The following is a 24998-nucleotide window of genomic DNA, read 5'->3' as shown; positions in this document are numbered from 1 at the left end:
GGAGATGAATTTACCGAATAAAGCGTACATGCTACCTGACGCCATATCTAATTGGCCTCCAGTATGGTGGTTTTGGCCATTGCTCGCTCTACTCATCCTCGCTGTACTCTGTTGTGCCTATTTGATTCGTAAACGTTACAAAAAAAGTGCCTACAAGCGCCAAGCAATTGGCATATTAAAAAGCGAATTTGCGAAGAAGAACCCCACTGAGCAAGTGATACTGTGTCATGAGCTGATCAAGCGGTGCCTGCTATCAACCAATAATCCCGAATTAGCATCCTTACCAATGAAAGCGCTTCTTCCAACACTCGATGAAGCATGCAAAAGCCAAAAATTTTCTGAACTTGGCGACTTTTTTTGTTCTGCTCCATACAATCCAAAAGTGGAAACAACACAAGAACAACTTGAAACACTGTACATAACAACCTTGCATTGGATACGCTCGCATCATGATTGAATTCGAATGGCCGTGGATATTTCTGTTACTACCCGCACCGTTAGTCTTAATTTGGATCAAACTCAGGTCTCTTTCGAGCAGCCGCCATCATAGCGAAACTTATTGGTGGAGCCAGCATGCGTTACCCGGCACAGCAACGCCAAGCAATCACACAAAAAGTTGGCTTAAGACAACAAACATCTTATTACTGATATCTTGGTTCAGCTTAATTGTCGCCCTTGCTCGACCTGTTTGGATTGGTTCACCAACACAGATAACACCGTCCGGTAGAGATCTTTTTGTCGCACTTGATCTATCCGGCAGCATGCAAATTTCAGATTTACAATATCAAGGCCGATCAGTGAACAGGCTAGCCATTTCAAAACATGTCCTGTCGGATTTTATGGACAAGCGACAAGGCGACCGAATCGGAATTATTGTATTTGGCACGAAAGCTTTCCTACAAGCGCCACTCAGCTTTGATATAAGCACCGTCAAACAATTAATACAGGAGACCCAAATCGGGTTTGCTGGAGACAAAACCGCCATCGGCGATGCGATAGGCTTAGGGATCAAACAACTCTCAGAGCTCCCATCCGAGAAAAAGGTGCTCATCTTAATGACCGATGGCGCAAATACCGCAGGAAAAGTCAGCCCAGTTCAGGCGGCGAATTTTGCTGCAGAACAAGGTGTCACAATACACACAATCGGCATTGGTGCAGATCAAATGGAGGTCCAAGGATTTTTTGGTCCCAAAACCGTTAACCCTTCAGAAGACCTTGATGAAGCAACACTAGACAATATTGCGCATTTGACCGGTGGTAACTACTATCGCGCCAAGAGCACGTCAGATTTGGAAGCTATCTACGATGCAATTAATGATATCGAGCCAACACCATCCGAAGATCTATGGCAAAGACCAAAGGATTCTCTCTTCGTTTGGTTCGCTATTTTATCTGGCCTTCTTGCCCTTGGAACAATCGTTAACAAAGGTAAAGTGACACTAAGATGGAAAACATTGAAATGAGAACGTTATTGCCTAAAAACAACGTCATTTCAATACGATACGGAGTCTTAACAGGAAACACCCCATGACGGTTTTAGATACCCTACACTTCACTCGCCCGCTGTGGTTGATTGCAATCCCGCTGATCATTGTTTGCACCATTATTTTTAGGATCAAGCACACCTCAGAAAATGTCGAGACTATTGTCGATTCAAATCTATTACCTTATTTAAAGATCAAAAAAAATACGCCAATGGCCAGCTGGTTAGCGCCGATTGCCTTTCTGTTTCTGTCGATTGCTCTTGCCGGAATTAGCTTTACCAAAGACAGTAAAACGTTTTTCACCATTGAAGAGAAAACCGTTTTCATTGTCGATCAGTCTCTTTCAATGTATGCAACAGACATCAAACCCAATCGTCAAACCAAATTAAAACAACGAATCAGGGACTTACTTGATTCTGCTCAAGGTGGGGAGTTTGCGCTCGTCGCATTTGCAGGCGACGCCTTCGTTATAAGCCCTTTTACGAAAGACAAAACAACGATAGAGCATTTTACGTTAGCACTGGATCCCCTAATCATGCCACTCTATGGCAGCGATGTAGTAAAAGCGACTCAAACTGCATTGGCACTGCTATCACCAACCGATCAAGCCAACATCGTATTCTTTTTAGATGACCTAACTGAAAAAGAAGCTGAATACCTCAAAACCAATTTACATTCACCCAATCTCAATGTCAGTTTTATTTATGCAGGTAATACAGAAGGTGCACCTATTGTTTTACCCAATCAAGAAACATTAAAACATCAGGGTGCGGTTATACGCCCTACGGTTCCCGTTTCACGAATTAAAGACACTGCGCGCGACCTTAACGCAACAGCCTTAGCCATTACTGGTGGTGATAAAGCGTTAATATCTACCCTGTCATCCAACACATCGTTGGCACAAAACTCGTCAAACTCTTCCATTTCGGGCGAAACATGGGTTGAATCAAGCCACTGGTTTGCTCTTCCGTTTTTACTTTATCTTCTCCATTTATTTAGAAGAGCGGAAATAGCGTTGTTTGTTATTGCAATAATTTCACTGCCAAACCCTGCAACAGCATCGCCTTATGACATCTTTAAAACACAAGACCAAAAGGCCTATTCCGCAGTCGAATCAGGAGACTGGGATAAAGCAAAATCCCTGTTTATAGACCCCCAATGGAAAGCCGCCGCCGAGTACGCAACAGAAAACTATGAGTCCGCAGCCAACCTATTAGAAAAGAGCAATAGAAACGCGCGTGAGAACTATAATTTGGGGAATGCACTCGCTCAAAGCGGGAAAATCAAACCGGCAATTTCAGCATACGAAGACGCTTTAAAACAAAATCCAAATTTCAAAGAAGCCAAACAAAATTTAGACTACCTAAAAGAGCTACAACAGCAACAGCAACAGCAACAGCAACAGCAACAGCAACAGCAACAGCAACAGCAACAGCAACAGCAACAGCAACAGCAACAGCAACAGCAACAGCAACAAAAGTCTAAATCATCACAGAATAATGACGAAAAACTCACTGATCCTAAAGAAACCGATCACAACAATGACTCAAAGCCACAAGACAAATCTCAAAAACAACGCGATAATGTTAAGAATGAAAAAGTATCACAAGAGCAAATGAACCAGTCAAAGGAAAGAAAACAGGCGCTGAACCAATGGCTGCGACAAATACAGGATGACCCTGGGACGTTACTGCAAAGAAAACTCTGGTATTTACATGAACAAAGAAGAAACGAAAATATTCAAGCTCAAGAGGATGGCAATAAACCATGGTAGTATTTGCCCACACCCAATTTCGATCGACGTCCATGTATAAATTAAAACGTGCTATCACGACCTTTTTCATTGCCTTTGTGACACTTCTCTCAGTTCAGTCATGGGCTGCTGGTGTCATTGCTTCTGTCGATAAAACAACCGTAACAGAAAATCAGCCACTTAAACTGACATTGCGTGCAGACTTTGCTCAAACAGGGCAAGGACCAGATTTGTCTCCATTAAAAAGGGATTTTGATGTACTGGGAAAAAGTCAAAATAGCCAATTCAGTTTTAATCTAGGCACGAGTCGCGCTCTGAGTTATTGGGTCGTCAATTTAATGCCCAAATCAGTCGGTACATTTGAAATTCCAGCCATATCTATTGGAGACCACAAGTCCAATACTTTAGTCGTGGAAGTAAAACCTGCACCGCAGCTTTTGGATCAAAACGGCAACCCTCCCGTCATGATCCGCATGGATGTTTCAGAAATTTCCCCGTACGTTCAGGAACAAGTGTTAATCAACGTCAAAATTTTCACATCTGTACGTTTAGAGAATGCCGACATTTCCACACCGACCAGCCCCGACTTAACTGTCGAGCGACTACTGGACGACCAGCGCACTTATGAAAACGTCAACGGCAGCTCATACGAGGTACTGACGCGCACTTATTTGGCATTCCCACAACGAAGTGGCATTGTTCGACTTCCCGCACAATCCGTTCAGGCAATGATCGCAACAAACGCTGGCCGAAGGATGGTGAGCGTACAAAGCACTCCTATTGATCTGAAAGTACAATCTATCCCCGCCAGCTATCCAGTAGACAACTGGCTGGTCGCTAAATCAATTTCAATTGAATCGTCTTTGACATCCAGTCAAAACACCCCAACCGTAGGCGACACACTTGTTTGGGATATCGAAATCAGAGCCAAGGGCGCACTCCCTGAACAACTGCCTCCATTGGCATACCCAAGCACAGCGAGCTACAAACTTTATCCCTCACCAAATAAGTTAGACAGCCGTAAAAACGGTGAAGGCCTAGAAGGAATAGAAACCATTCGAATAGAAGTTGTACCGACTTTACCCGGTCAACTTACACTGCCCGAGATCCAGATCCCGTATTGGAATAGCGTAAGCAATTCCTATGACGTCGCCAAAAAGCGCTTAGATCCTATTGTAGTCGCCGATTTAGCAAGTGGAGAAAGCACTCAACAGATACCTTCTCAAACTCAAACGAGCACACTACAAGAACAAAACAACCAGATCGACAATTCCAATAACATTGCGCCACAGACTCAGTCAGTGGCTCCAATATCATTAGCAAAACACAAAAAGAACCAGACCGATACTGGCGCTCAACCTGCTATTGAATTGACGGTAACAGAACCACAAAAATCGGGATTCGCGTGGGCAATATGGGCTGCTATTGGGTTAGTTATTCTATCAGCAGGTTTGTTTTTCATTTGGTTCCGTCGCTCTAAAATACTGGCTAACACAACCGGTGACGATGTCCCAACATTACAGAGCTTCGCGCCCTTAAACACAAACACGGAAGAAGATGCCTATCGGGATTTGCTAAAGTGCTGCAAACAAAACGACCTTTCTAACTTGCGGACCAATTTACTTGAATGGGCACGTCACAGATGGGGAGACGCAGAAGTGAAAGGGTTAGAAGATATAAAAAGGCTCTCTAACTCACCAAAAATAATACAGCTACTGATGGAAGCAGAGTTGGTCATGTACTCCAACCAACCCATTACACATTGGGATGGCCAAAGTTTGTTAGACGCATTAGAAGAATATCGCACCGGCGTAGTGAAACCCAGCCAAGCCAGTCAACTAAAGACTCTCTATCCAAATTTTTAGTATTTAGGAAATCGTTATGCCCAATCAACCTCAATCTGGAATCTGCGCAGAGGCTTCAAGCGATGCGACGTTTGTCCTGCTCAACTGCATTAAAGGAAAAGAACATACCCTTAGAGAAGTACTCAGCAAACTTCCTGATTTGATCGAACGAAAACAAAATAAGTTTGCAGGGACTCAGCTCTATGCCACGATTGGCTTCTCAGTCTATGCTTGGGACACGTTGTTTAGCCAACCAAAACCAAAACACCTTGAAGCCTTTCCAATCTTGAAAGGCGAATTTATCGAGGTAGAGCCCGAACAAATCGATATCTGCTTACATGTACGTTCAATCAGAAGAGATGCCACATTTGCTCTAACTCGCGCCTTAGTTGATATATTTGAAGACAGTGTAGAAGTAAAATCTCAAACGGATTGCTTCAAATACCTAGACAACCGAGATTTAACGGGGTTTGTCGACGGCACTGAAAATCCGCAAGGCGATAACCGAGCGCAAGTCGCCTTGATCCAAAATGAAGACCCGAACTACGTAAATGGATCTTATTTAAATCTAATGAAGTTTGTTCACGACCTGCCAAAGTGGGAATCTGTGCCTGTTGAGAAACAGGAACAGATATACGGTCGAACAAAAGAGGAAGACATCGAGTTCCCAGCCTCAGAAAAAAGCGTTCATGCGCACACAAAGCGCACTTCACTAAAAGACGATCAAGGACAATCCCTTGAAATTTTGCGCCAAAGCATGCCCTTTGGAAACCTTTATGAAAAAGGCCTCATGTTTGCAAGCTACGCAAAAACACCCGAGATATTTAATACGATGCTGAAAAGTATGATTATCGGTGATGAGGACGGCAATACAGATCACTTAATGAAGTATACGCGCGCACCATATGGAAGTTTATTCTTCGTCCCTGCAAATTCATTCCTGCGTCAGTTTACGCCAGAAGCTTAACGCTTTATGCAAATGTAAACATTCATAGAAATAAAAAAGACCACAAAACGATCAATAAATAACAAATCGCTCTCTGTTTAAACGGAGAGCGATATTAGAATCGCTAGCTCCCAGGCTGCGAAAGCGATTTCGCATTCGGATCCATACGTTCTAGTCGGATCGTTACCCGGCGGTTTCGCTCACGCCCTTGGGAGGTTCGGCTACTTGCAACGGGATATCGCTCACCATGATAACGTGACACAATCATGTCAGCCGGTACACCTTGCTCCAAAAGATACGCTGTGATTTTCTCTGCTCGGTGCTTTGATAGCTCCCTGTTATCCCGCCGTGAACCGATCGTATCTGTGTGTCCATCTATATAAATATATTGAATACTCGGATCGTTTTTAACATACAACGACACAAGGTCTAAACGGTGTTTAATACGATCCGTTAGATCTGAGCCATTGTTAGGGAACAATGCCGCAGTTCGAGCAATTTGTTTGTAATTAACAGGCAGTAAATCCGCTAAACAACGTTGAAACTGATGGTAAGCCGGCAAAAAATTGATATTGCTTAGCGAAACTTCAACCGCCTCTCGGCCATTCTCCCACGCCGTTCCAGCGATAACAGAGTGACGGCCTCGATCAAGCCCTGTCAGCATTTGTTCTGCGACTTTTCCGCCTGCTTCAACGGTAAGCCCATAACCCGGATATTTAAGCACCTCCAACGTTTTTGGATTCACCCCCGGAGACCAACTGGCGGCCTGCGTAATAATAAAAACCTTTCCTGGACCAATTTTTTCATTATTGGGCTTAAGCATGAACTTCATTGGCTCGCCCGCTTCTTTAATAAAATGCCCCATCCCAAAATGAGGAACTGGATGCGTCAAACTGCAGGAAAAAATATCGCCACTCAACAACCATTGCGATTCATCAATATCCGACTGATATCGCGTTAACGCTAAAGACGCGCTTGAAACAAAGCAAACACACATTGCCGCACTTAACTGCTGAAGTGTTTTACGTGTCACTACCATTTATCAATATCTCGTTCATAAACAAGTGTGTTATTATCCAAATCAACCAAAATCTCTTTCTGAGCTAAGGGCAGAATTAAGGATACTCTTTTGTCAAACCATGAAATAAAAGACCGCTTTCGCGGTTTCCTACCTGTTGTTATCGACGTTGAGACCGCAGGCTTTAATGAAAAAACAGACGCTCTTCTTGAAATTGCTGCCAGCATCCTACGAATGGATGAAACTGGTGAACTGTACATTCATGAAACACTGGAATATATAGTACACCCATTTGAAGGCGCGAATCTCGAAAAAGCCGCTTTAGATTTTACAGGCATTGATCCTTCCGATCCAAATCGCAATGCAATTCCTGAAAACGAAGCACTAACACAGATGCTCTCTAAAGTACGCAAAGAGCTAAAATCTGTTGGCTGCAAACGTGCCATTTTAGTTGGCCACAATTCCGCTTTCGATCACGGTTTCCTTAATGCTGCAATTGAACGCTGCTCAATAAAAAGAAATCCGTTTCACCCGTTCTCAAGTTTTGACACCGCCTCGCTTGCGGGTCTAGCTTACGGTCAAACAGTCTTGGCGAAAGCCTGTGAAGCAGCCAGCATTCCGTTCAGTAATTCAGAAGCTCATTCAGCTAAGTATGATACCGAAAAAACTGCAGAGCTATTTTGTGAAATTGTTAATAAGTGGAAGCGCCTAGGCGGTTGGTCTCCTCTTGCTGACCCACAAGACACCACTGAAACAATGGAATCATTGTTTAATAGTAACTCTTAACGTACAAGGAGTTACCTAACTACGTCGAGGCTTACAGTTAGGTAACTCAAAAACCAAGCTTTTATACTGAGACCTTTACACCAAGTCCCGAGCAAAGGTCTCAGTATAAAAGTTGCTGTGTCTATCAAGTATGTAAGGGAGAACCATGCAAGGCAAACGCATCTTATACATTATATTGGGTTGGCTATCCTTAATCATTGGAATTATAGGCATTTTCCTTCCACTCTTGCCAACGACTCCCCTTGTACTTCTTGCTGCTTGGTGTTTTTCACGCTCATCAACGCGCTTTCATAATTGGCTAATTAACCACAAATATTTTGGCCCTATTGTACGTGACTGGCAATCAGGCGAAGGAATCCCCAAAAAGGTGCGCAACCGAGCACTTCTTGTTATGTGGTTAGGCATGTCGCTGTCCATGCTAATCGTGTGGCGCTTTTGGGCCACTGTAGGATTAATTACCATCGGTGTTTGCGTTAGTTTGTATATGTTAAGAATGCCACTTAAACAAGACGCTAAGTAAAGAGTATTAAAATGTCCTCTGATAACCACTCTAAAGAAACACAACCCGGAAAAGACCGCTCTACGTTAATTCCGAACCGACTTTTCCCCCGTATTGCACTTTATACTGCGTCAGCTGCGGTCGTTTTATTGTTCACTGTTTGGTTAGCCATCCCGCCTCTTGCTAAGTGGTATCTTTCACATTTTTACGAAGAGCAAAATAGAACATTCAGCGCCCACGATATCAGTGTTGATTTTTTTCCTCCCTCCATCCACTTAGAGAACGTTCTTGTATCCCATGAAAACTCAAAAGAACTTGAGATAAAGACACTTGATTTACAAGTATCTATCGCACCTCTGTTCAATAAAACCGTTTACATTTCAAAAGCCAATATTGACGGGTTGTATGTCTTAGCGTCACAAGACGATAACATTTGGAACGTGGCAGGTATCAATATACCAATCAACTCAGGTGAACCCTCGAATGATGAGGAAACAGCTGCGCCACTGACAGCTCAAGCGGAAGAAACGCTAGGCAAGCCTTCAGAAAATGATAGCCTCGCATCAGGCTCCCAGAGCAATAAACCATCGTCACCGTGGACGGTTATTGTTCCAAAATTGAGCATCAATAACAGCCAGTTCACTGTCCACAACCTGTTAAACGATGCCGTAACAGACACCTATACCATTGATCATCTTGAACTCGATAAGCTAAACAATCGCGGAACAGATGTATCCCTTAGCATTGTGCTTGATAGCCGCTTTAACCAATCCCACTTTTCACTTAAATCTGATATTGCCTATTTTGATTCTCTCGCAGACGTTCAACTCGAATCACTCTCTGTCGACGCGAGTATCACGGACTTTTTGCATTTTCTGCCTCAAGAATATCGCTCTCTATCAGGAACGATAGAGAGCTCGATGACAGGGACGATTAAGCAACGAAGCGCTACTGAGTTCGATATTGCACTGCCTAAACTAAACAATCACTTAAGCCAATTGTCAGTCGATATTCCAAACATCGTAACGAACCTAGAAGAACTAACCATTGATTTGAGCAATATCGAACTTGATAACCAGATAAATGGCGACATTAACATCAAAGGTACTCTAGACACTTCTTTAGCTAACCTTAATGCTGCTATCGATAGCAATAGAATTAACACTAACATTCTTAGCGTTAACCTTGAGCAGTTTGTTGTATCAAGAGAAAATGGGGAAATTCGCTTTAGCGCCCCTAATGTCAATTTAAACAATGGCACAACTCACTTCGAAAGCACCGACTTAACTCTCGCAAATGGGACGGCTCAAGTACAACTTCAAAATCTTCAGGCGACATTTAATAATATCAACACACTAAAACTCTCCACCGCGTTGTCTACTGAAATCAGCAATTCAAATGTCAACCTAGGTAACTTACAGTTAGTGAATGGCGGGCTGAAATCCAAATTTGAGGAACTTGAGCTACTCCATTCCAACAATCAGCTTGATGCGACGGTTAGCAATGTAACGATAAACAACTCAAAATTTTCATTAAAAAAGTCAGAAGACACGCTAGCCTCATTCGCAGAACTTAACGTAGACATGCCAAAGTTCAACTATGCAGGTGAGTCCTACAAGGGTGAACTCTCATCGATCAAGATGACGGACATCAACCTATCCGATCCAACAGATGCTCCACCACTTACTGCTTTAGAATCCCTCATAGTGCAAGGCATTCAAACCGATGAGAACGGCGCTCAAATAAACAAAATTGCGTTAACGGGATTAAAAACACACGCTTTACTTGATGAAAACAGACAGCTCATCAATTTGATTCCTCTGTCAGACAAAAACAGCACTAAAGGATCGGACGGCAAGACAGAATCGAACAACACAGGCTCCACAGTTTCAGCAACAAAACAAGAAACAAACAAAGAAGAGTCAACCAAAGAAGAAGTACTGACACTTAAAACCGATGAAACAGCTACGAATACAACACAATCAGAGTCGTTCACTCTTTTATTAAACGAATTCAACCTAAGTGGTGATTCCTACATTCAGCTACTCGACAAAGGCGTTGATCCAGACTTAGACACTAAAATCGAGATTGAAAGATTAAGCGCCACACACATTGATTCTTCAGATAAAGACAGCATCACAAATGTCGTGCTTATCGCAAAAAATGGAAAGTACTCAAGTATTAACCTTAATGCAGATATTCAGCCGTTTACTGAAAAGCTGACCATGCAAACCAAACTCACCATCAGAGAAACTGAGCTTCCGCCCTACTCGCCGTATATTGCGCAAGCATTAGGCTATCGGATCGACTCTGGGCAAATGGATATGGATCTGGATTTAAATGCAGATCACGGTCAATTAGAAGGCAACACACACCTTGTATTCCGTGAATTTGATCTTGGCGGTCGTCAAGAAAGCAGTAAAGTCATGCAAACTGGCGCAATGCCTCTGAACATAGCGGTTGGAGTGCTCAAAGATGGGCAAGGAAACATTGAGCTCGACATTCCACTCGAAGGCGACATCGATAACCCAGAATTCAAATGGACTGGCTTTTTGATGCTTCCTATTAAACAAGCACTCTATAAAGCCTCAACAAGCTACCTTATGCAAACATTTGTTCCTTACGCTAATGTCATCAGTATTGCCCAGATAGCAGGAGAACAAATCCTTAAAATAAGAGTCGAGCCGCTGGCGTTTGAGCTTCAGCAAGGGCAGATAGTCCCAGCACAGTTTGATTACCTTAACCAACTGAGTGCGCTAATGACAGACAAATCAGACAGCCAAGTAAAAGCTTGTGGTTTTGCCGTCATTGGTGACTTAAGCGAAAACAACGAGCTCATTCTAACTGAACCAGAACAACAAGACGCCTACCTAAATAGCCTAGCAAACGAACGCGCAAACTCGCTCAAAGATTACTTAGTTAACAAAGGCATTGCGTCGAATCGAATTTTTGTCTGTGCTCCAAAAATTGATCGAGATGAAGATGCGACCCCAAGAGTGGAATTAAAGTTCTAAGCTCTAAGCTTTGACGAGAACGCCAAGTTTCGATCAAAAAAAAGACGCCTTATCATTTAACGATATTCGCTAAATGATAAGGCGTCTTACATCAAACTCACGTTAAGTTTACGCTAATTAAGTAGCGTAAACTTAACTGCTCAGGAACTGATTTAACAAATCAGAGGTCGACGAGCTACTGCTTGAACTGGCAACACTTTCATACGCCGCTATTCCCGGTGGTGGTGGAGGTGGCGGCATACTTTCACTCGATGATTGATCTTCCCCATTTGCAATGCTTGTAACCAATTCCTCGACATCAACGCCCAAGTTTTCAGCCATCGCAACGACAGAATCCGGCGCATTTTCGACTAATTCATCAATGTCATAGTCATCACTTTCAACGGCCTCTAAAATAGACTCTCGATAGTCTTCGGCCTCTTCCATCTCCTCAGATGACAACATCGACATCATATCTCCACTAGGCGGTGGAGGTGGTGGCGGTTGATCGCCCGACGCAATCTGACTCGCTAACTCTTCCAAATCGATGTCATTTTCTTCTGCATACGCAACGAGCTCGTCCGACGCCGAAGATGCAAGCTCTTCAGCATCAAACGTGCCGTCTTCTACTGAATCTAATACACTGTCTCGAAACGTCGCAGCGGCATCTTTTTCATCATCACTCATGCTGGACATTTTAGACATCAGCGTACCTAAACTGCTTACACTCACTCCCGAACTGCTAGCCGAAACACTTGACGTGCTCGAACTGACAGAACTTGTACTAGAAGTCTGCGTAAGCGCACTCAAACTAAAATTGGTGCTGGTATTGCTTATTTCCATAGTGGCTCTCCTAAAGTACATGGAACACCTATTCATTCCACGCTTATTCTTAAGCAATCCCTATACAATTAATATGCAGTAAAACGTCACTTGTCAGTAAAAATTATGTCAGCAAGATAGGCAAAAAAAACCACTAAAAACGGCCATTTACAAAGATTAAGTAAAGATGCGATCAACATAAAATCGAGTAGAGTTTTTCAGAGGTAATAATGGGAAACCTCGCTACCGGATACGGCAAAATCTTTCCGTTTCATAAAAGTTAAAAAAATGTCTTTTTTAACTAGAAAGTGACCAAGATCAATCTATACTTAGCGAGGTAGTCCTATCCTTAAGGAGATATTTAGAAGATACCCTCTAACGATAGGCATCACATCTATCGGAATAAAACAGCGCCCAAGGAGAACGGCATGCCCATAGAAAAACACTCTTTAGTAAAAGAGCTTCCTGAATTCAAAAAGGAGATCCATCAACTAAAATTATCAGACAACCATTTCAAAAAACTGTTTGACGAGTACCACTATTTAGACAGAGAAATTGAACAAATCGAGAAAGAAATCGTGCTTGCAGGCACCATGGAAGAAGAGGAGTTCAAGAAACGCAGGTTACTATTAAAGGACACGTTGTTCCACTATTTACAAAAAGCTCAACATCAACATCTCGCTGAGAGCGCTTAACTACATAACCATTTATTAGGGTCAATATGTCGGCTAAGTAAAATGCCCCTGCAATGTTGTATCGCAGGGCAACAGTTTTATACCTAGCCACGACTACTGTGAATTACACCACGTGCTTAATCAATACATCTTTAATCGACCGAAATGCCCCTCAAACGATCGTAAGGCACCTCCAAAGCAATACCAAAATAGTCTTCTAATGCCTTCATGTACGGTTCACCTGGCGGTAGCTCAATGACCTGAGTAGAATTCCCTTCGATCTTCTTTAGCGTAAAGTTATGCAGTGAATACATTCCATTGCTGAATGGCTGAACAGCCACTCGCGAAGAAAAGAAAAACGAATTAGGGTGTGTCGAGGTATAGTAATTGGCGTAGTCGATGTCGCCCTGACACACATAACCTAAATCAAAACTGTATAAATCCATCCATTCGCCATTAACCCACGTTTGATACATAATCCCTACTAGTTCCCTTTCAACATAGCGATAAGTTTTATGTTTAATCGTTAGAACCTTATTCAACACTAAAGGCAAAGGGGCAATTGGTGTATTTGAGCCAAATCCCGCATCAAGAATCCATTGCTCGTTATTCAATGTAACGACCGTAAATTGATGATTTCTTCCAGACGCAGCTCCAGACAGATGAACCCTTGCAAGTGCCGCTTTTGCGTCAAAACCGTAAAACTTTAACGCCATCAGCATGAGACCATTTAGTTCATAGCAGTAGCCACCACGCTTTTTATGCACTAATTTATCGAATATGTGGTTTGGGCTTAAGTGAACACCATTACCAAGACAAATATCAAAATTCTCAAATGGTATAGAGAATATCTGCGCCGCATGCAAATCATGCAGTGACTCCAACGTGGGGAGTACCTTTTTAGACATTTCGATTCTTTTTAAATAATCACTGGCATTAAATTTAAATTCGGTCATTTATCCACCGTCTACATTACCCAATACACTTTTTTCGAATTACCCATTTAGAACTTTCCGTTTTCGTTTTTCCATTCGCTTCTTGGTGGAATTGCTTCAGAAGTATCCCAGTGCTCTACTATTCTTCCATCTGATATTCGAAATAAATCGTAAAAAGACGTTTCTTCTGTACCGCGGGCACCTTCGCAAGCCGTTAATACGAAATTTCCTTCTGCAAGAATATGGTGCACTTTGTTATATTGGATGAGAGTGTCTGGACTCTTTTTAGACAATGCGGCATGTAAAGAGGCGACTCCATCCCGAAGCACTGGGTTGTGCTCAGTATAGGTTTCAGAGATGAAGTCCGTCAGTTGTCCAAATTGACGCGGTATCAAAACAGAGGACACAAAACGCTCAACCAGCGCCCTGTTTATTTCCGTCAAATTCTGGTCAGTCACTTCCGTTTGACCATCAACCATAGAATGCCCAGACGCATTAGGGCCTTTTCTAGTTTGAATATTATCCCAATGCTCTACCGCTTGCTCACCTTCAAATCGAAAGATTTCAAATCCGACTCTTGAGGCACTAAAATCGTACTCCGTATGTCCAAATACGTAATCCCCATCGGAAAAAATTCGAACAATATTAACGCGTGGGTTCGTGTTTGAAAGGCGTTTAAACAATGCTGCAAGCCCTTCCCCACCCTCAAGAGTCAATGGGTTGTGCTGAATGTATTTATCTTGATTAACCACTTCAACGGATTTTGGATCACCGGTTTCGATGCCCTTCAATAGAGCAACAATCTGCTCTTTTCGTTTAGCCGACACAACATTCTCCCGTTATCATTTGATGCTCACTGGCGCTCTAGCCCACTCACATAACGCATCTGTCAATTCGAGTGTATTCAGTAATGCTCTACTATTCCAATCTTAGTGTATGACGCTAAATTGTCGCACCAAAATCAAACCAACGCTCCCATAATGGGCTCAAACACGCCCCAACATTACTCATAACGTTCAGCACAACCTTCAGATCCATTTTATAAATCACTAAAAATCATCTTAACGATAGGATGAACTTTTTTAGTTTTAATTGATAGCAGAACATCAAACTAAAGTTTTATCCTGATCAAACATTGGCCAAATTATTGCTCTTTTTTAATAAAGTCGACGAACTCTCACTACGATCTACCGCAACATAAATGCAACGGAGCATATTTAAATGACCTTAAAAAGTAAGAACATGGCTCTTTCTCAAAAAGAACTTAAGTGGTTACCTTGGTTTGGTGCTAACGGAGCTTTTTCTCTCTTTCGGTCTTGTTACCTGAATCGAGACACATACCAGAATGTTGAAAAGACCTTTGAAGGGATCGCCAATACGCGAGTAAAGCTGTTGAATACATGGGTAAACAACCAATGGTCACAGCTCGAAGTGCTGCTCGAAATAATATCGGAAAGCTATCCAAAAGTAGAACTGTCTGCCTTAGAAGAACGACTCAACGTTGTCCTTGATGTGAGTGAATATTTTGTCATTAATACCGAAGGGCAAGTCATCCAATCAACAGAAAGAAGTCGAGTAGGATGCAAAGACCTATCCAGTAAAGCCGTATCCGCTGGGATAAAGGATTATTTTTTGCATGGCCCGTACGTTGATCAGAACACATTGAGAATTGGCCCTTCTAGCTCCCAATTTCACGATGCAGTGAGCTTAATGTTTTATTTGCCTATTAAGCACAATGGCAAGAGTCTTGGCGCCATATGCGCGCGCGTCCCAAACGATGTACTCGGAGATTTAATTCAACGAGAAGCAGGACATATCTACAAAGAATCGGGCGACAACTATCTCTTTATGGTTAATCCAGTGTTTGATGACCGTATTTTACCGGGCACCGCACTTTCCCGATCACGCTTTGAAGATAATACCTTCAGCCACGGTGAAAACCTTAAAAGCGGAGTGAACACGCGCTGGGGACAAGTAAAAGTCGAACACCACACGGAATTTGAAATTCGTTTCACAGACCCAGCGACAAAAGAACTGCACCCAGGCGTCAGAGAAACGATAAGACGAGGTGAAAACCTTTTCGTCACCTACCCAGGCTACTCCGACTATCGACACATTCCAGTGATTGGCAAAGGCGTTACCTTTCAACTAAAAGGCAGCCCGGATACGTGGGGTATGATGTGTGAAGGGGATCTAGAAGAGGTTTATCGCCGTCGCTCAATCAACATTAAGCTAATGAAAAGCTTCTTACTTTCAGCAAGCGTCCCACTTCTTGTTTGTTTAGGGCTGCAAGATTTCACGGATCTCTCCACCACCAGCACAGCCGTAATCACCTTTCTTAGTTTACTCTTGGCGGGGGGTTCCTTTAACTACTTCAGCTCTAAAAAAATCAGCCACAATATGAACGAAATGACTGAAGTGATTCAAACTATCGCAGAAGGAGAAGGGAATTTACAACAGCGACTCGATGGCGAGCTCAGCAACGATGAAACAGGTGATCTAGGACGCTGGATGAACAGCTTCATTGATAACTTGGACCATACAATCGGCGACGTTATTTCCGCGAGCAATAATGTAAAAGACTCCAATCATTTTATGGTCAACACAAACGAAGAAGCCAAAAACGCATCACATTACCTTGCTTCGACTGTTGAAAACATGCTCGATATGTTCCAAAGACAAGTGAACGAAGTAGAAAGCGCTTCCCAAACGGCCCACAATTTAAAACAAACAATGGATCAGGTCGTTGCTAAAGCGAAACAGCGACTAGTAGAAGCTAAAACAGGGACACAGGAAATTCGTGATGTCGTAAAAACCACAGCAGAATCGGTTCAGTCCCTCGACCATAAAACCAACGAAATTGCCGGGATCATTACGACCATTTCCGACATAACCAATCAGACAAATTTACTGGCATTAAACGCGGCAATTGAAGCCGCCCGAGCGGGAGAACATGGTCGAGGCTTTTCAGTTGTCGCTGATGAAGTAAGAAGCTTAGCCTCAAAAACAGCTGAGGCAGCGGAAGAGATTCAAACCATGTTGGAAGGCATTCAAGAAGAAACTCGCAACGCTGTCACTTTTATGGAAAAAGGCGCGGCTAACGTTGACCGAAATCTTCAAGCCAACGAACATACAGGCGACGAAGACAACATGCTCTACGAGTTAGTAGATTCACTCTTTGAAGCGATGATTTTACTCAATGAAGGCAATAAAACCAACTCAAACACAGCGCATGAAATGAGCGTCGCAACCGATCAAATGAAACGCTCAATCGCCGACTTACAGCGACGTTCATCTAGAATGGGGCTTTCTGCATTGAAACTCAATTCTTTAGTCGGACAGTTCAAAGTCAGCTCAAAAGCATAAGAATAGATTCGAGTGCAATCTTCTACCACTACAGCAGAAATAACCTACCAAGTGAGAAGAGCAGAACGGGTGTATTAGTCGTTTTAGCTCTTCTCTTTTTACTTACTCGAATACTCCCTAACCTCTCCTACTTAATATCTTCTTAATATTAACTTAATAAGCTTCATCAGATCACTCTATCGCCTTGTGACTTTAAAACACTTTCTATCTAATGCTAATATTCGTGCAGCAGAAAATAGCAATCCGTACATATGCATACTGAGTCACAACGTCTTTATATTATTGTTCTGATTCGGGTTCAGTTATCTCATTTTTTATCAAAATTAAGTGTATAAAAGCTTGGCGATCTATAACTAAATGGTCACAAAATGAGCAATATATGGAATAGGTACTGTCTTTCACTGCACCAAGTCATACGATAAGGTGGTAAAGGCTGGCAAATGCAATGCCAAAATTGAGTGCATACTGATCGCTATTATAAAAATACTAACTAAGCCAAGCCGTCCGTAAAAAGACGCAATGAGAGGCCCTTCAATGAAAAAAACAACAATTACGTTACTCGCAGCACTATCGCTTTCATCCACAGCTAGTTTTGCTGAATATCCATCCAAAGACCTTCAGGGTGTCATCATGTGGGGAGCAGGTGGTTCAACCGATACCGTTATGCGCTCAATTGCACCTCATGTTGAAGATGCTTTAGGCCAAGACATTATTCTTACGAATAAAAGTGGTGGTGTTGGCGCGATTTCAATGAAATACGTAAACAAGAAAAAAGCCGATGGTTACACATTATTAATGGGTGCCGAAAACCCTCAGATGCATAAAGTCTTAGGCCTGTCTAACCTAGACTACAGTGACATGATTCCGATCTCCATTCTGGCTCGTGGCACACCAATGATCATGGCTAGAAACGATGCGCCTTATGACACGATGCAAGAGTTCATCGATTACACAAAAGCGAACCCAGGCAAAGTAAAAATCGGCTCAACAGGTAAAGGTGGCCTAACATCAATCGTACTTGCTATGTTGGAGTCTCAAGTAAAACTGGATTACATCAGCATCCCTTATAAAGGTGATGGTCCAGCACTGACTGCCCTACAAGGTGGAGCAATCGACGTAATGCCTGCTGTACTAGGTGCCGCTATCGAGCAAATAAAAGCGGGTCGAATGAAAGCCATCAGTACCGTTGATGTTGAACGCAATGAATTACTGCCTGACGTCGCGCCGATCACTGACACGCTACCTGAAATGAAATCTTACCTACCTTGGGGCCCATTCTTCGGTGTGTTTGTTAAAAAAGGTACGCCGGATGAAGCCGTTCAAAAACTTAGCGCGGCATTTAAAGAAGCCCCTTTCAAACCAGACTTTGTTGATCTGATGGAAAAACGTGGTTTCACCATCATGAACTACACAGGTGAAGAAGCACGCTACTTCCTAGATGCTTACCGTTCAACCTCTTCTTGGTTGGTGTATAACGCAGGTTTCAGCAAATTCTCACCTGAAAAATTTGGTATTAAAAAGCCTGAGTAATCTCTCCAAAAGTTAATACCTTTCGGGCGTAGTTCGTGATTCAATTTACGGCTACGCCCTACTAATCATTTCTTCTGGAGTCTCAATGTCCAGTCAATTTTCTGCTCAAAAAACTCGCAAACCAGGCGAACGTTTATTCTGCTTCTTGCTTGTTTTAGGTAGCGTCTATATTTTTTGGCAAGCTTATAACATATCCGGTTTCAGCGAGTTAAGCTCCCCGGGGGCATTCCCTTTAGCAGCATCCGCAGTCATGATATTGGCGTCCTGCATCACCTTTTTAAACACCTTAAAGTCTCCCGCAGTTGAGGGAATGCGCTTTAAAGATCACTGCCTTCCACCCATTGTCGCAATCGTCATGACGTTGATTTTGGTGTACTCCGTTATACTGGAAAGTCTAGGATTCATCCTTTCTAGCTTTGCATTTTTATTTGTTACGATTCAATTTTTATACCGTCGCAGCATACTGTACACACTGTCCATAAGTTTGCTGGCATTGATCGTCGTATACATCATTTTCCGACTCGTTTTCCAAGTGGTACTACCCGAAGGCATCGTACCTGAACGCGAGATTCTCTCCTCAATAAAATCGTTATGGAGATAATCAAATAATGGATGCTTTTACGTATTTTGCCATGTCATGGCTTTCACCAGAGTTATTGGGGCTTACCGCCTTAGGCACCTTTTTGGGCATTTATGTCGGTGCGATTCCTGGTCTTTCTGTCACCATGGCAGTCTCGATTCTAATATCCTTTACCTTTTCATGGGATGTAAATTACGCTCTATGCCTAATGGTAGGTGTGTATATGGGCGGAGTATACGGGGGTTCTCGTACCGCAATATTATTAAATATACCCGGAGCACCTTCCGCCATCGCCACCGCATTAGATGGCTACCCTCTCGCGAAAAAAGGGTTAGCTGGCGAAGCTATTGGCCTATCTACTGTTATGTCAGTGGTTGGCGGCTTTGTCGGTATAATTGTGTTAGCACTGGCTGCTCCTACTGTCAGCGAGTTTGCAATCACGTTCCAACCGCGAGACTACATGATGCTCGGAATACTAGGCATCATGCTGGTTGGATCGTTATCAGGTAACAGTTTAGCGAGAGGAATTTTTGCAGGCGCTCTCGGGTTGCTTATAGGTACAGTCGGCCTTGATCCTATGACCGCAGATGAACGCTTCACCTTTGGAGTTATCGAACTTTGGGATGGAATCAACCCCGTCGCAGTGATGATCGGTATGTTTGGTATTTCTGAAGCCCTTCATCAATTACACCATATGAATAAAGCCGTCGTTAAACAGAAGATTGCACGGATTATTCCAAAATGGTCAGACATCAAAAAATACATGCCGCTGAGTCTGCAAACGTCTTTTATCGGCGTCATTGTCGGAGCGCTTCCCGGAACGGGCGGAGACATTGCCGCCCTAATGGCATACGACCACGCTAAACGCACGACTAAAAACCCGAAAGTACCGTTTGGTCAAGGCGCTAAAGAAGGTTTAATCGCACCAGAAGCAGCGAATAACGCTGCGGTCGGCGGCGCTTACATTCCTATGCTGACGTTAGGTATTCCCGGCGACGCGGTGACAGCGGTATTTATCGGCGCGCTCTTTATTCATGGTTTAAACCCGGGGCCGTTGTTACTCCTTGAGCAACCTCACATGTTCTGGTTTACCGTCGGTAATCTGACTCTTGCGAACATCTTCGTACTCATCTTTGGATTAACAGGTATTAAGCTTTTCTCCAAAATCGTAGAATGCCCAAAAGGCATTTTGATCCCACTGATCTTCTTACTCTCTATTGTTGGTGCCTACGCAATCAATAATGCCATTATCGACATTTGGTGGATGCTGGCCTTTGGTGTCTTTGGCTATTTTATGCGCCTATACGGGTTTCCTGTAGGGCCTGTAATTTTAGGGGTAATTTTGAGTTCGTTAACAGATGAAAACTGGCGTCGTGCGATATTAACGGAACGAGGCAGTGTAAGTGATTTATTCATTAATACATTACAAAGCCCTCTTTCTGCAACCTTGTTCAGTATCATCGTACTTATCCTAGTGAGTCAAACACCACTGTGGACAAAGTGGCTCAAGCCTAAGCTTTTCCGCCGATAACAAATCGTCTGAAGCACTATCTCTTCGTTAGCCAACCACGCGCTTTAATAGGCTGTGGTTGGCTTTCCTCATCAGAAAGTTTAATCATTGGCGAGAAAGGAAACGCTAAAACCCCTTATCTCCAAAAAATCTAAACACCGTAGACAACGCAAATATCACACTTCTTTCGTTTGATTTTGTATACCTTCGTATACCTTCCGTTTTATTTTGTTTTCTTATTATTTGCTCATTTGATTTATTCAAGACTTACGAATATACCTGATAGGCAGGCAAATACGAGGAAATGCGGCATGCGTACAAATTTACCTGTCACAGGTCATAATATCGATCTATCAGACAGTACGAACATCCTGTCTACTACCACCCCTGAGAGCTACATCACTTATGTAAACCCTGACTTTATTAAGATCAGTGGGTTCACAGAAGAAGAGCTGATTGGCCAACCTCACAATATGGTACGTCATCCGGATATGCCTCCTGCCGCCTTTGAACATATGTGGTCCACGCTTAAATCAGGCCGTTCTTGGATGGGGTTAGTAAAAAACCGCTGTAAAAATGGTGATCATTATTGGGTCAGCGCTTTTGCCTCCCCCATCATAAAAAATGGCAAGGTCGTCGAATACCAATCTGTAAGAACGAAGCCTGAGCCACAGCATGTGAAGGCCGCGGAAAAAGCCTATGCCAAGCTAAGAGACGGAAAAAGTATTTTCCCCAAAATCAATCTCAGCCTTCAATCAAAATTTCTTTTATTGCTCTGGGGAAGCCTATTAGCCAGCTTGACCGTTGGCGTAGTCGTGTCTCCTTCAATGTCGATGGGCATTATTACTTCGACGTTGGTTGCAGGCGTAATCACGACACTTGGTTCAGTTGCCCTGTTATCACCAATGAAACTCATAATTCAAAAGTATTGTAAGGAGATCGATAATCCATTGAGCCAGTCTCTTTACACAGGACGGCACGACGAGTTCGGACAACTTGAGTTCGCACTGCGCATGGCACAAGCTGAAACCAGCTCGGTTATCGGGCGAATTGGAGATGCCTCCACTCAACTGAATAATGTTGCTCAAAGCCTACTCACCTCAATTGAAGAAGCCAACTCGTTAACTGGTGAGCAACAGGCTGAAACAGAACAAGTTGCCGCTGCCATAAACGAAATGGCTACGAGTATTCAAGAGGTGGCTACGGGAGCTAAAGATGCTGCAGACTCGTCAGAAAGCGCGAATAAAGAAACCGAATCGGGTCAAAAAATTGTTTCTCAAGCCAGTAAATCCATATCCGAGTTAGAAAGTGAAGTTTCAAAAGCAAAACAGGTGATCCACGAACTTGAAGACCAAAGCAACGAAATATCAAATGTTTTAGAAGTCATCCGCAGCATTGCCGAACAAACAAACCTTCTTGCACTGAATGCAGCAATTGAGGCAGCCAGAGCGGGCGAGCAAGGTCGAGGATTTGCGGTTGTTGCCGATGAAGTTCGTAGCCTTGCTGCACGAACGCAACAATCAACCGCCGATATTCAAAACATGATAGACACACTGCAAGCGCGAGCAAAATCAGCGGTATCTGTTATGGAGTTAAGCAGCCACCAAGCACTGGAAAGCGTCGAACATGCAAAACAAGCCGCTCAATCGTTTGATGGCATAGGCGAACGAGTTAATAAGATCACGGAAATGAGTGTTCAAATGGCCACAGCGGTAGATCAGCAAAGCTCCGTTAGTGACGAAATAAACCGCTCGATCAGTAATATTCGTACTGCCGCCAACACCAACGTAAAAAATGGGCAGACAAACGTAAAAAGTGCAGGCTCGGTTTCTGAGTTGTCCTCTAGCCTCAGTGAATTAGCGCAACAATTTTGGGATAAAAAGCGTTAACCTAACAACAACGAATCTAAAATTCACCAATAGTGAAACGAATATCTTTTAAAAGACAGCGTTAATAAAACCACCTCAGAAGCTCAGCTCAGTCTTCATACAATTCATTGACTGCGCTGAGTCTTCTTCACTTAAAGCCAAAAAATCAAATACCTGCGGTTCACCCAAAGAGGCAATTAGAGGGATACGATAAGAGAGCGGCTTATTTAAGAGCTACTTATTCAAGAGCCGCGTCAATCATTAACGCTCTTCCTGCCTAGCTTGAGCAGCAAGCCGTACAAACGCATTCGCCTCTCCGTAACGGTCGTAGTGACCTACTCGCTGTATCACTTCAAAAAAGACACCATGAACTTCTTCAGTATAAAAATGAAAGAACTCGCCATCTTCATCTTTATCGTACATAACATTATGTTGTTGTAGTTTATTGACTTGCTGCGCAGACAACCCAAAGCGCGCTTCGATATCTCGATAATAGTTTTGTGGGATCGGCAATTGCTTCTCGCTATCGATGTTTTCAGCGGCAGTAAAAATATCTTCACACGCAAATGCAATTTGCTGCACGCCCGAGCCTTTTGATTTATGAATGAAGCGTTGCGCGGATGCCTCACGGGCATTGGTCATATTGAGCGGTATTCTTACCTGCTTGTCTTTGCTTAATGCCGTTCGGCTCACGACCAAACCATGGATGTCTGGCAGATCCTGACTCGCTTCAATATCAAAGCCAAACAAGGATTTATAAAAGAACGAGGCCGACAGAAAATCCGTGTTTGAAACCGTTTGCCCAATATGATCTATACGGGTTAAACCAGCGCCCTTCGCTTCTTCCACGCCCTGAATCGGCTTAAAATCCACATCATAGAAACGCACCGTAGTGTCATCTGGAACGAGGTAGACTAAACTGTCCCCGATCCCCCGAAGCGCGGGGATATTAAGCTCGCCTGGGCCTGCTTGATTATCAAACCGCTCCACACAATAACGCTGTGCGAGTGACAGTGTCGCTTTTACATCGTCGCTTGCAAACGCCATTGCACAAACAGACACGCCGTGTTTTTTAAAATGCTCATGAGCCTGACTTTTGGGTTCTCGATTTAAAATCAAATTGATATTGCCTTGCCGCATGAGGCTTACGTTCTTCGAGCGATGCTCGTGGGTTTCTTGAAACCCCAACTGAGCAAGCGTATTTGTCAAGGCAACCCCCGCCTCCCCTTCGATGGCAAACTCTAGAAACTCGACGTCTTTTACTTGAGGTGCTTTAATGGGGGCTGACTTCTCTTCTCGCTTGCTAACCGTTTGATCGTCCAACCAAATGAGCGAGCGCATCCCATCTACTGCTTTTTCCATTGGCGACGACGAACGGAATTCATCGTTGAATATTTCATGCGATAAATAGTCATCAAACCCTTTGTTTTTCAAAACCTGCAAGAACTCAACGACTGGCATGTCACCTTGGCCAGGAAAACAACGGAAATGTCGGCTGTATTGCAGCACATCCATTTGCAAACTGGGCGCATCAGCCACCTGCACTAAAGCAATTTTATTCAGAGGGATTTCCTCTCGTAATACGTCTAAACTATTACCGCGAGAAAACATATGGAATGTATCTAAAATAATGCCTAAGTTAGCGTGATCGACTCGCTTTACAAGATCCCAGGCATCATAGTAATCGGCAATATGAAAACCCCATGCTAGCGCCTCATAGCCAAGCATGATGCCCTCTTTTTTAGCAATGTCAGCCAACGCAAACAAATCCGACGCGCAAACATCACGATCCGCAGAAGAATACGATTGGACATTACTGCAAAATAATAGACGATTTACGCCCAGCTCATGAGCCACCTCAATTTTATGCTGCAACATGTTTGCTTTTTGCTTACGCAACTCGGCAGGCATACCTTCCATGTCACGAAACGGCTGCAAGGCAATAATTTCCAGCCCTAAGTCATGCGCCATATTTCGCACATCTTTTGGCGTACCGTCAAACTGCGTTAGATCGTTTTCAAAAATCTCAACACCTTGAAATCCGGCTTTGGCAGCCGCTTCAAATTTTTCCCTCAAAGTGCCAGATAAAGTCACCGTTGCGAGCGCTGTTTTCATTGTCTATGCCTTGATTATCTATGTTCCGTAATGACTCTTACGCCGATTTTTATAACTGCTTCGTATAACCAAACTGGTATCTAAATACAAAATGATCAGCTCAGCTAAATCCTTATTCCGTGATGCTAGCACAGAGAATACGCGTTTAGCGGAGCCTAATAATGAAATAACGAGCCTCAAACATATCAATAATGGAATACATAGACTCTTCCAAAGAGCGTATTTAAAGAGTGTAATAAATGTTGTTCTCAGCGTTAGCGCCAAAAACAAAAAGA

Annotated in this window: 19 protein-coding genes; 14 read left to right on the top strand and 5 right to left on the bottom strand. The window is 43.2% G+C overall.

The genetic code is table 11. The features are described 5' to 3' along the window. Positions 1-4: 4 nt before the first annotated feature. The 5 genes from DFP79_RS07000 to DFP79_RS06980 all read left to right on the top strand — a co-directional run bounded on the left by DFP79_RS07000 (position 5) and on the right by DFP79_RS06980 (position 6048). On the top strand, positions 5-457 hold the full coding sequence (locus DFP79_RS07000) for a DUF4381 domain-containing protein (RefSeq protein ID WP_166637661.1): 453 nt from the start codon (positions 5-7) through the stop codon (positions 455-457). Next, entirely contained in the window at positions 450-1463 is a 1014-nt protein-coding gene (locus DFP79_RS06995; RefSeq protein ID WP_133503210.1) for a VWA domain-containing protein, read from the top strand. The genes DFP79_RS07000 and DFP79_RS06995 overlap by 8 nt, the downstream gene beginning before the upstream one ends. 64 nt (positions 1464-1527) lie before the next feature. Then, on the top strand, positions 1528-3258 hold the full coding sequence (locus DFP79_RS06990; RefSeq protein ID WP_133503209.1) for a VWA domain-containing protein: 1731 nt from the start codon (positions 1528-1530) through the stop codon (positions 3256-3258). Further along, positions 3252-5102 (top strand): BatD family protein, encoded by a 1851-nt coding sequence (locus tag DFP79_RS06985; protein WP_133503208.1) that lies wholly within the window; start codon positions 3252-3254, stop codon positions 5100-5102. The genes DFP79_RS06990 and DFP79_RS06985 overlap by 7 nt, the downstream gene beginning before the upstream one ends. Before the next feature lie 16 nt (positions 5103-5118). Next, positions 5119-6048, top strand: coding sequence for a Dyp-type peroxidase (locus DFP79_RS06980; protein WP_133503207.1), 930 nt, complete (start codon positions 5119-5121; stop codon positions 6046-6048). 103 nt (positions 6049-6151) lie between these two features. On the opposite strand, the gene DFP79_RS06975 is transcribed toward DFP79_RS06980, so the two are convergent. Continuing rightward, positions 6152-7066 carry a flagellar protein MotY gene (locus DFP79_RS06975; protein ID WP_133503206.1) on the bottom strand — a complete coding sequence of 305 codons (915 nt, stop codon included), beginning with the start codon at positions 7064-7066 and terminating at the stop codon, positions 6152-6154. 90 nt (positions 7067-7156) lie between these two features. Here DFP79_RS06975 and rnt point away from each other — a divergent pair, with 90 nt between their 5' ends. The 3 genes from rnt (at position 7157) to DFP79_RS06960 (ending at position 11344) form a co-directional block, all read left to right on the top strand. After that, on the top strand, positions 7157-7831 hold the full coding sequence (rnt, locus tag DFP79_RS06970) for a ribonuclease T (RefSeq protein ID WP_133503205.1): 675 nt from the start codon (positions 7157-7159) through the stop codon (positions 7829-7831). Positions 7832-7976: 145 nt separating this feature from the next. Then, positions 7977-8351: a YbaN family protein gene (locus tag DFP79_RS06965; RefSeq protein WP_133503204.1), complete on the top strand. Its 375-nt coding sequence runs from the start codon at positions 7977-7979 to the stop codon at positions 8349-8351. 11 nt (positions 8352-8362) lie between these two features. Next, the gene (locus DFP79_RS06960; protein ID WP_133503203.1) at positions 8363-11344 is read left to right on the top strand and encodes a DUF748 domain-containing protein; all 2982 of its coding nucleotides are present in this window, start codon (positions 8363-8365) and stop codon (positions 11342-11344) included. A gap of 132 nt (positions 11345-11476) precedes the next feature. Here DFP79_RS06960 and DFP79_RS06955 read toward each other — a convergent pair whose 3' ends face one another. Next, positions 11477-12166: a hypothetical protein gene (locus DFP79_RS06955; protein ID WP_133503202.1), complete on the bottom strand. Its 690-nt coding sequence runs from the start codon at positions 12164-12166 to the stop codon at positions 11477-11479. 407 nt (positions 12167-12573) lie between these two features. Between DFP79_RS06955 and DFP79_RS06950 the strand changes: the two genes are divergently transcribed. Continuing rightward, on the top strand, positions 12574-12840 hold the full coding sequence (locus DFP79_RS06950) for an HP1242/YdcH family protein (RefSeq protein ID WP_133503201.1): 267 nt from the start codon (positions 12574-12576) through the stop codon (positions 12838-12840). 131 nt (positions 12841-12971) lie between these two features. Here the strand turns inward: DFP79_RS06950 and DFP79_RS06945 are convergent, their stop codons facing one another. Next, complete coding sequence (locus DFP79_RS06945; RefSeq protein WP_133503200.1) at positions 12972-13775, bottom strand: arylamine N-acetyltransferase family protein; 804 nt, start codon at positions 13773-13775, stop codon at positions 12972-12974. 47 nt (positions 13776-13822) lie between these two features. Beyond that, complete coding sequence (locus DFP79_RS06940) at positions 13823-14581, bottom strand: nuclear transport factor 2 family protein (RefSeq protein WP_133503199.1); 759 nt, start codon at positions 14579-14581, stop codon at positions 13823-13825. Positions 14582-14975: 394 nt separating this feature from the next. Between DFP79_RS06940 and DFP79_RS06935 the strand changes: the two genes are divergently transcribed. The 5 genes from DFP79_RS06935 (at position 14976) to DFP79_RS06915 (ending at position 22629) form a co-directional block, all read left to right on the top strand. Beyond that, entirely contained in the window at positions 14976-17120 is a 2145-nt protein-coding gene (locus DFP79_RS06935; RefSeq protein ID WP_133503198.1) for a methyl-accepting chemotaxis protein, read from the top strand. Between the two features lie 534 nt (positions 17121-17654). Continuing rightward, positions 17655-18650, top strand: a complete 996-nt coding sequence (locus DFP79_RS06930) for a tripartite tricarboxylate transporter substrate binding protein (protein WP_133503197.1) — start codon at positions 17655-17657, stop codon at positions 18648-18650. Between the two features lie 85 nt (positions 18651-18735). Then, the gene (locus DFP79_RS06925; RefSeq protein WP_133503196.1) at positions 18736-19251 is read left to right on the top strand and encodes a tripartite tricarboxylate transporter TctB family protein; all 516 of its coding nucleotides are present in this window, start codon (positions 18736-18738) and stop codon (positions 19249-19251) included. Positions 19252-19258: 7 nt separating this feature from the next. Further along, positions 19259-20761 (top strand): tripartite tricarboxylate transporter permease, encoded by a 1503-nt coding sequence (locus tag DFP79_RS06920; protein ID WP_133503195.1) that lies wholly within the window; start codon positions 19259-19261, stop codon positions 20759-20761. Between the two features lie 290 nt (positions 20762-21051). After that, the gene (locus tag DFP79_RS06915) at positions 21052-22629 is read left to right on the top strand and encodes a methyl-accepting chemotaxis protein (protein ID WP_133503194.1); all 1578 of its coding nucleotides are present in this window, start codon (positions 21052-21054) and stop codon (positions 22627-22629) included. Between the two features lie 240 nt (positions 22630-22869). Here the strand turns inward: DFP79_RS06915 and DFP79_RS06910 are convergent, their stop codons facing one another. Further along, entirely contained in the window at positions 22870-24723 is a 1854-nt protein-coding gene (locus tag DFP79_RS06910) for a bifunctional sugar phosphate isomerase/epimerase/4-hydroxyphenylpyruvate dioxygenase family protein (RefSeq protein WP_133503193.1), read from the bottom strand. Between the last annotated feature and the right edge of the window lie 275 nt (positions 24724-24998).

Source organism: Marinomonas balearica (assembly GCF_004362145.1).
Taxonomy (GTDB): domain Bacteria; phylum Pseudomonadota; class Gammaproteobacteria; order Pseudomonadales; family Marinomonadaceae; genus Marinomonas; species Marinomonas balearica.
Note: the sequence above shows the minus strand (reverse complement) of the source record. Positions and strands in the feature narration are given on the sequence as shown.